The organism is Parabacteroides sp., assembly GCF_977054455.1.
On the sequence record NZ_CDRTCT010000013.1, the window covers coordinates 117,650 to 126,570 of the forward strand.

General features: G+C 49.5%; 4 protein-coding genes. All 4 read left to right on the forward strand.

All coding sequences use genetic code 11. The annotated features are described in order from the left end of the window. Positions 1 to 77 precede the first annotated feature (77 nt). Entirely contained in the window at positions 78 to 2,189 is a 2,112-nt protein-coding gene (locus tag ACW6QF_RS08390) for a hypothetical protein (protein WP_456087465.1), read from the forward strand. A 194-nt stretch (positions 2,190 to 2,383) separates the two neighbouring features. Next, positions 2,384 to 2,620 carry a DUF4248 domain-containing protein gene (locus tag ACW6QF_RS08395; RefSeq protein ID WP_298552115.1) on the forward strand — a complete coding sequence of 79 codons (237 nt, stop codon included), beginning with the start codon at positions 2,384 to 2,386 and terminating at the stop codon, positions 2,618 to 2,620. Between the two features lie 97 nt (positions 2,621 to 2,717). Beyond that, complete coding sequence (locus ACW6QF_RS08400) at positions 2,718 to 5,078, forward strand: DUF3987 domain-containing protein (protein WP_456087466.1); 2,361 nt, start codon at positions 2,718 to 2,720, stop codon at positions 5,076 to 5,078. 566 nt (positions 5,079 to 5,644) lie between these two features. Continuing rightward, entirely contained in the window at positions 5,645 to 8,407 is a 2,763-nt protein-coding gene (locus tag ACW6QF_RS08405; RefSeq protein ID WP_456087467.1) for a DUF6383 domain-containing protein, read from the forward strand. The last annotated feature ends 514 nt before the right edge of the window (positions 8,408 to 8,921 follow it).

An 8,921-nucleotide genomic window follows, 5' to 3' on the forward strand; every position in this document is an offset into this window, starting at 1 on the left:
ATATCAGAACTGTAAACCGAGGCCCGGTGGTTGTCCCTTATCTTTATCCACAGAAAACATATAAAAGGATAACCACCATGAAAAAACTGATCAGTTTAGTAAGCCTCTTTTGCCTGTCGGCCCTTTTACCTTTGTCTGTCATGGGGGAACCCATCGATCGGGAGGCCGTTGTCAAGCGCCATCGCGTGTGTACGACCGGGACGCTCCTGAAAAGCCCGGCACAAGTAGGGAACGGCAAGTTCGCCTTCGGGATGGATATAACCGGATTGCAGACCTTCGTCCCCTTCAACACCCTGTCCGACTGGAGTTGGCACAGTTTCCCCCTTCCCGCAGGGATGAAAGCCGAAGATTACCGTCCGGTCGTCGTCGAGACACACGGCAAAAAGATCGCCTACGAACTCCGCGACCCCGACCAGCCCGAACTGTCCGAGTGGCTGACCAAGAACCCCCACCGCTATAACCTGGGCCGTATCGGTTTCCGCCTGCTGCGCGAAGACGGTACGGAAGCGCAGGAGATCGACCTCGGCAACGCCCGTCAGGAGATCGACCTGTGGACAGGCGTCGTCCATAGCCGTTTCGAACTGAACCGCAAGGAGGTGAAAGTCCGCACCGTCTGCCATCCCGATAAAGACATGATCGGGGTCAGCATCGAGTCAGAACTGCTGAACGACGGCAATATGAGCATCTGCCTCGACTTCCCCTATCCCGACGGACGCTATTTCAAGCATTATGTAGGACGCTACGACACGATCTCCGGCCATACCTCCACCATCGAGAAGTCGGCCCCGAACTCGGTCCGTATCGCCCGCACGATGGACGACACGCACTACTACGCCACCCTCGACTGGACCGGCCCCGCCACTTTCCGCCGCGAATCCGAAAAGCCGCATACCTTCCTCCTTCAACCCCGGCATACCTCCACCTTTTCCTTTACCTGCTGTTTTTCTCAGGAACCGGTCGCAAACGTGACAGAACCGGTTGCCTCAATTGAACAGAAGAGCGCCACAGCCTGGGAGAAATACTGGCGTTCGGGAGCCGCCATCGACCTCTCCGGCAGCAAAGACCCCCGCTGGCTGGAACTGGAACGCCGCATCGTCCTCTCGCAGTACCTGATGCGTGCGAACGAAAGCGGCCTGTTCCCGCCCCAGGAATCCGGACTGGTGAACAACGGCTGGTACGGACGTTTCCATTTCGAGATGATCTGGTGGCACGGCGTGCACTACGGCCTGTGGAACCGGATGGAATGTTTCGACCGCTACCTGAACGTCTATAAGGACTTTATGCCGCAAGCCCTCGAACGCGCCAAGAGCGAAGGCCGCATCGGTGCGCGTTGGCCGAAGTGCACCGGGAACTTCAACCGCGAATGGCCCGGCAGCGCCCATGCCTACCTGATCTGGCACGAACCCCATCCGGTCTACTTCGCCGAGATGCAATACCGCCGGAAACCTGCTCCCGAAACATTGGAGAAATGGAAAGACATCGTGCTGAACACGGCCGATTATATGGCGGACTACCTTTTCTACGACAAAAAGGCGAAACGATATGTCCTGGGTCCCCCTGTCGTCGTCGTTTCCGAGAATACGGACCCGTTGCAGACCATCAACCCGATTTTCGAGTTAGGCTATTTCCGCTACGGCCTGCGTACGGCGTTGGCGTGGGCGGACCGCCTGGGCCTGCCGGAAAAAAGGACGAAGAAATGGAAGGAAGTGCTCTCGAAGATGGCTCCCCTTCCCGTTGCCGGCGGCGTCTACACCACCTACGAAGGCATCCCCGACATGTGGACGAAATATACCTACGAGCATCCGGCCCTGACCGGCGTCTATGGCATGTTGCCCGGTGACGGGGTAGACCTCGCGACCTTCAAGCGCACGTTGGAGAAAGTCAGCAAGGAGTGGCAGTTCGACCGCATCTGGGGCTGGGACTTCCCGATGTTGGCGATGGCCGCCGCCCGGACGGGGCAGCCTGCGTTGGCTGTCGACATGCTGATGCACCCCTCCGCCGGATTCCAGTTCGACGAACACGGCCTGGCGACAGGCGGACCCTTCCCCTATTTCCCCTCCAACGGAGCCTTGCTGACGGCGGTCGCCATGATGTGCGGCGGCTGGGACGGCTCGGAGGGAGAGGCCCCCGGTTTCCCGAAAGACGGAAGCTGGACAGTCCGCTACGAAGGCTTCGTCCCGATGCAGTGACAACACCTTTATTACCCTTTTTTATGCAAGCTGGCGAATGATTTCATTCGTCAGCTTTTTTTCTGTTTATATGTATATATAAACAGCTTGTAATTCATTGAATTATTTTCGAAAATAATCCGATAAAAGAGAACAATGTATTAAATAAATGATTATATTTGTGAAGTGATAGAAACAAAGAAGACTAAAAAGTTATGAATGACAAAAAAATAGAGCTTATGTCGGTAAAAGGCGCAATGGGTGTCACCGAGTTCGCACTCCTTTATTTCCCGGATTGTGCACCCGAAATCGCTTACAAAAGAATGTGGGTATGGATTCATACGTCACGCGGTTTAAAGGAAAAACTGGCGGCTGCCGGATGGGTCAAATTCCAGAAGCTCTATACGCCGAAACAGGTCGCCTGCCTGGTCGACCATTTGGGAGAACCTTGAAACAATACAAACCGAAGATATTGAAAAAGCCATATGCCCACGTAGCAAGCACGAATGCGGGAAGGCCCTTTTGATACCTTTACCTAACAACAAAAATATGACAAACACTGAAAATGTCGAAGGAACCTACTTCGGCTCTGTTTCAGAAACAGAAAACATGCGTTTAATGACCTTGGACCGGTACATCGACGAGGTGAAGAGTGATAAACATGCAAGACAGATCGCCTACCTGCGCGGCCTTGCCAAAGCCGGCAAGACGGAAGAAGCCAAAGCATACAAGAAGAAGCTGCCCCTCTATGTGGCAGGCGGCGTGATGGAAGGAGGCCGCAAACTCGAAAACATGGTGCGCTACAGCGGCTGCATCGTCATCGATATAGACGACTCGCCCATCCCGCCGGAAGAATTGCTCCGAAGCGCTTATGAACTCCCGTATGTGAAAGCCGGACACGTCAGCCCCTCCGGCACAGGGGGCAAGCTCTTCATTCTGGTCGACTGCGAATTGGAATACCATAAACCCGCCTTTGAGATCGTCTGCCGCCGCGTGGAAGCGGATATTCCGGGTGTAACGGTCGATATCACCGGTAAAGACCCCAACCGCGCCTGCTTCTTCAGCAGCGACCCCGGCGCGTTCTACAAGAAAGATGCGGAAGTGTTGCGCGTTCCTGTTTGCGATCCTTCCCTCCGGGCCCATGCCGCCTGGCCGGTACAGGCAGCCGGCGGCCGGCATTCGCTCTCGAACTACATCGACAAGTATGAGCAGGACAATCCTTTCGTCTCCGGTTCGCGTCATTCGTACGTGGTGAAGCTGGCTTCCGTCTTGAACAACGCCGGTTTCCCGCAGGGCGAGGTGGCATCGGAATGCCTCCGCCGTTACCCGCGTCCCGATTTTACATCTGTCGAAATAGAGAAGACCGTGGCGGACATTTATCGCCGTTACGGCTCCTCGCACGGGAGCAACCCCTATCGCCCGAAAGAGGCGCCTGCGAGTGGGAAAGTTGTAAAAACTACCGAATTTACCCCCGCTTGTCCTGTTGGTGCGCCTGCTGCCGGAACGGATGTCGAATCGGCTGATATCGAGATCGATAATGCCCTTTTGCCCTACTTCGACGAGTCTGTTTACGAACAACTTCCGCCCCTTCTCGCGGACGTCTTGAAACGTGCCGAGTGCCGTACCGAGAAGGACATACTCCTTGTCTCCGCCCTGACGCTTTTGAGCAGCGTGATGCCGGGCGTCAAAGGCTCCTTGAAAGAATGCACCTACAGTCCGCCTTTCTATACCATCGTGACGGGCAGTTCGGCCAGCGGCAAAGGCTGCATGGCTCCCCTGCAAAAGCTGGTCGATCCCTGGCAGAGATATGTCTTTGACAACTCGCGCCATTATGTCAAGGAATATGAAGAAAAGAAGGAGGAATACGAAAACTACCGGATGTCCAAGCGCAACAGCCGTTCCGCCCGCCCTTCCGGACCGGCTCCCGAAAAGCCGGTGGTCGTGAAGCAAAAGAACCTGTGCGTGCCGGGCTATGTCACCCAGGCCCGTCTGGTCGAACTGCTTCAGGACAACGCTCCCTACACCTCCTGCATGTTCGAGACGGAGATGGAGACGGTCGCCTACATGATGTCGCAAGATTTCGGCAATTACGGGAATGTCCTCAACAAGGCGGCGCACCACGAGCCGGTCGGCAGTTCGTCCAAGATGAACGGTTCGTTCCTGGCCAAGCGTCCCGAACTGGCGCTGCTGTGGAGCGGTACGCCCGCCATATTGCCCCGCCTGATCCCTTCGACCGAAAACGGACTGTTCAGCCGCATGTTGATGTACAAGATCGCCGGGAGCGGCAAATACCGTCCGCTGACCTCGTCGGACGATACGCCGGCTGCCGCCGAATATATGGACGATATCGGTCAGCGTGTACTGAATATCGGTATCTTCCTGGACGGTTCGCCGACGTGGGTGAAGTTCAGCGAGGCACAGCGCAAACGGCTGGACCGCTTTTTCGAAAGTGAATTCAACAATGTCCGTTCTTTCGGCAACGAGGATCTCGAATCGACCGTCCTGCGTTACCGCCTGGCTATCTTCCGCATTGCGATGGTCCTGACCGGCCTGCGTAAGGGGGAGAGTGCCGATCCCGAACGTACGTGGACGATCCGCGAGGATGATTTCAACACTGCTTTCCATGTCGGGACCACCTGCCTGCAACATGCCTATGTGGTGGCCACTTCGCTCAAGCCTGCCTCCGAAGAAGTGCATTTCAAGTTCCCGCACTACCAGCGCAACTTGTTCGCTTCACAGCCGGAAACTTTCAAGCGTGCCGAGATCCTCGTCGAGGCTTCTGTCCGTGGAATCACCGCGTCGAATGTCGATAAATTTCTTCGTAAAGCAGAGAAAAATGGCTTAATCGATTCATTAGGAAGAGGTTACTACCGGAAAACGAAGGCCGGCAAGCAGGTGGTAGCCGTGTAGTGGAGCGGGGGCAATTTGGGTAGTTTTGGCAGCTTTTTCAGGCAAAATCCGGCAAAACTAAAAAATTGAACGAATAGGCATCGGATGAAAAACGAATAAGCACCCCCTTGAAAAGCAGTAGGCATCGAGGTATTCCCCGGAAATCACCGATTTTTGAACCGAAAGGGGGTTGATCGTTTTTAAGACTTGGTGTTTTGTAAATAAATGATTGGGAATCAGATGGTTGATGGGTGGAGAAATGACTAAAAAAAACGATCGTTTATATTTGTCATTTTTACGAGACAAAAATACGCATTCCTTTTTAAACGACAACTCTTTTCTGTAAAAAAATTCGTGTCCCTATATCCTTTCTTATCAATTAGATAGCAATTTGAGTACAAAAAACCGCCTTTCCGATACGAACTCCAAAGATAAGCAGAAAAAATGACTAAAAAAAAGGATCGTTTTTGCTATCAAAATACAAATGTTAACACGTGTACATTATATATGCGTGTACATATGATAGTAAGAAGGAAGTAAGAACTGATATTTCAATTAACTGTATTATTAATATTAAAATTTAGATTATGAACAAGAGATTTTCTACTCTCGTTGCTGCGTTCGCAGCAATTGCTACTGTCTCTTATGCACAGATTGGTGACAAGTATGTGCATTTGAAGAGCAGTTCTAATTACCTGACTTGGGATAAGGCTTCTTTGGCAGACTCTGTGGCACTTGGTAGTCAAGGTTCTACTAAGGCGGATATGGATTCTGCTTTGTGGAAAGCCAATTTGGTTCGCGTCAATATGCCGGGTAATGACTCTATCTACACATTGACGAACAAAGCTACTCAGAAACAGCTTTCTTTCTCTGCTAAATTGAATGGCGCAGAAAAATTCGGTACAGCTATTGCTGCCGGTATTAGCGAATTCAAAATCAAGTACAACGGAACGACGGGTTATAACATCATCGGTACGACTACTGATGGCAAGTTGGTTGAGATGTCTGGAACTTCCGGCTCATTGGTGGTTGATGGTAAGACAGACAAAGCCGGTACAGGTGGTACAGCAGCCGTATTCACAGTAGAAGCTGCTAAAGCTGATTATGACGTAACTAAAGCAGACCTTGCTCCGGTTCTTCCTTCATTCAAATTTGACTTTGCCGGTCGTGACGGTGGTCTTTTCACTGCTAATGAATTGATTCCGGTTCCTGTAACTGTCAGTGGGGCTACAAAATTCCGCTTCCAGGTAGTTGGCCAGGAAAACAGCACGAAGGGGACAAAGGCTCCGCAGTATATTACGATTGATACCGTAATGGTGGGTACTGCCGCTTCTGTAAAAGCTGCTTCTTTCCAGTTGGATACGACTATCACTGCTGCATCATCTGCTTACAAGGGCGCTTTGAACGAAGGTCTGCAGACATTTACTTTGAAAATGGACTTGGGTAACGATTCAATCGTTATGACAACTGATTCTATTGTTCGCTTCAATACTGCTGGTGAATTTGAAGTGGCAGATCATGGTGCAGGTACAGGTGTTACTTATCTGGTAGGTTACAAGAGCTTCGATGGTGGTGCTAAGTTGGTTGTTGACTCTATCCAGATCAATGCTCCGCTTATCACAATCTCTAAAGGTACTCCGGTTAAATTGGCTGGTGGAACAGGTGTTTACTCTTTGCAGTTGAAAGCTAAAGGCGGCAATATCAAAGCTGATTATAATGATAAGTATTTAACAGGAACAGCTGATGTTTATGCCGAAGCTGCTTCTGCATATGTGCCTTCTACTCAGTTCTATGTTGTAGAAAACGAAGATGGAACTTATTCGGCTCAGGCTCGTGATATTGCTTCCGCAACTGTTCCTTCTGGTGTTACTGCAGGTTCTAATGGTGAAAGTTTGGCTATCGTTGCTCCGGAGAAACCGTTTACAGACAAGCCTTTGTATGCAGTAGATGCAGCCAAGAGCATTTATACTACTGTAGGTGGTGATACTTTGGTATTCACAAAGTTGGATGTAGACATGGCTAACAAGTACATCGGTTACAAATATTATACTAAAGAAGAAATGGGTTACGGTGCTGTTAAGTTCAACTTGGCTTCTAAGGCTGCTGATGATATCTACTTGACTTTGGTTCAGGATTCTGTAATCGCCGGTGCTAAAGGTATTGACAATGCTATTGAACTGCGTTTGATGGAAGGTGCTGATTTGGTTGCTGTTGGTGATACTGTTTATTATGGTGCTCGTGCTTTAGGTGATACTTTGGTTCGTGTTGCTTATGCGATGGAAAAGGCTTACAATGCTGAAGGACAGTTCGCATATGAAAATACTGTAGTGAAATTGTCTGATCCGTCTAACGGTTCTCTTGCTGCTGCAAATAAACGTTTCTTCTTTGTAGAAAACCCTGCCGGAGGTTCTTATAAGGTTATTGCTGCCAATGAAGCTGTTTCCTCTTCTGCTACTGCTGCAAATCTTGTTAATGCAAACATGGTTACAATGAACATTTCTAACCTTACAGTTGCTTACACTGCTCCGACTGCAAGTGTTGAAACTTACTTCAACATCGAAGGCGCTGAAGCTCCTGTTTATGCTAAGGTTGATGCAGGTCATTACAATGTAATCGATGGCTCAGAAATGCTGACTGCTTCTGCCGGTATCGCTAAGCTGTTGCGCGTTGGTGACGAACTGAAAGCTGCTGCTGCTGATTCTGACTTCTCTCTGTATGTTGACTCTGCTTATGTAAATCGTGGCGAAGATAATACGAAATATGGTTACTATATCTACAAAGGCGCAGAAGTTAAGAACGACACGATCGTTGGTAACGTTTTGGCTGCTAAGGGTAACTTCGTTGCAAACAATGCTACAGGCGACAGCGCAATCTTCCGTGCTGTAACGGTTGTTGCTGATACGATTGCTTATACTGGCGATCTTGATAAAGATGGCAAGCAGAACAAATATAAAGTAAGAGATGCTAAGAATACTTCTCTTGTTGGCTTCAAAGTTGTTGACGGTGAAGGTTACGAAATCGTAGCTTTGAATACAAACAAGAGTCTGGCTGTAGTTAACGGTACAGTTATCTTCTCTAACACTGTTGCTCCTCAGGTATTCACTTTGGGTACTGCTGAAGCTCCTACTGCAAACGAAGGCGTTGAAGTATCCGAAGTAACTGTTATCGCCGGCGAAGGCCAGGTAACGATCGCTGGTGCTGCCGGCAAGAAAGTTGTTGTAAGCAACATCTTAGGCCAGACAGTAGCCAGCACGGTTCTCTCTTCCGACAACGCTGTCATTGCTGCTCCTCAAGGTGTAGTCGTAGTAGCTGTTGAAGGCGAAGAAGCTGTTAAAGCTATCGTTAAGTAATTGACGATACAGATAAATTGATAAAAGTATTTCAGTTTCCCCTCCCACGAGGGGAAACTGAATGAAATAATAATCAAATAATTCTAAGATTCATCGTGCGGCATTCCCGGAACATCAGCTTTTAGAGCCCTCTTCCGAATCGGCCAACTACCCCGCGAGGGCGAACAAGCGGTGAATATTAATACTAAAGTAATGAAATTAAAAAAAAGTTCATCTGCTCTCCCTCTGTGAAGACCGGTAGCAGATACAAAACAATCCCCTGCAGTCATTCGATCGCAGGGGATTCGTTGTTTTTTTTAGAAACAGGAAAGATAATGGGCGAATGATCCATTCTGTATGGAATATTTGCCTATATTTGTCCGCGAAGTATCAATAGTTCAACTAAAACATGTAGATAATAACTGAAAAGTACTCCACTAAAATAATTGAAAAGTATCCCACCCGTTGGATAGAACTTTAGGGCTATCGCATATAAAAGTCTGAGTTTTATCTACACTAATTAACATTATAAATT

Excerpts from the sequence above, each read along its gene's own strand:
- ACW6QF_RS08390 (WP_456087465.1), top strand. The coding sequence starts at position 78 with ATGAAAAAACTGATCAGTTTAGTAAGCCTCTTTTGCCTGTCGGCCCTT.
- ACW6QF_RS08395 (WP_298552115.1), top strand. The coding sequence starts at position 2,384 with ATGAATGACAAAAAAATAGAGCTTATGTCGGTAAAAGGCGCAATGGGT.
- ACW6QF_RS08400 (WP_456087466.1), top strand. The coding sequence starts at position 2,718 with ATGACAAACACTGAAAATGTCGAAGGAACCTACTTCGGCTCTGTTTCA.
- ACW6QF_RS08405 (WP_456087467.1), top strand. The coding sequence starts at position 5,645 with ATGAACAAGAGATTTTCTACTCTCGTTGCTGCGTTCGCAGCAATTGCT.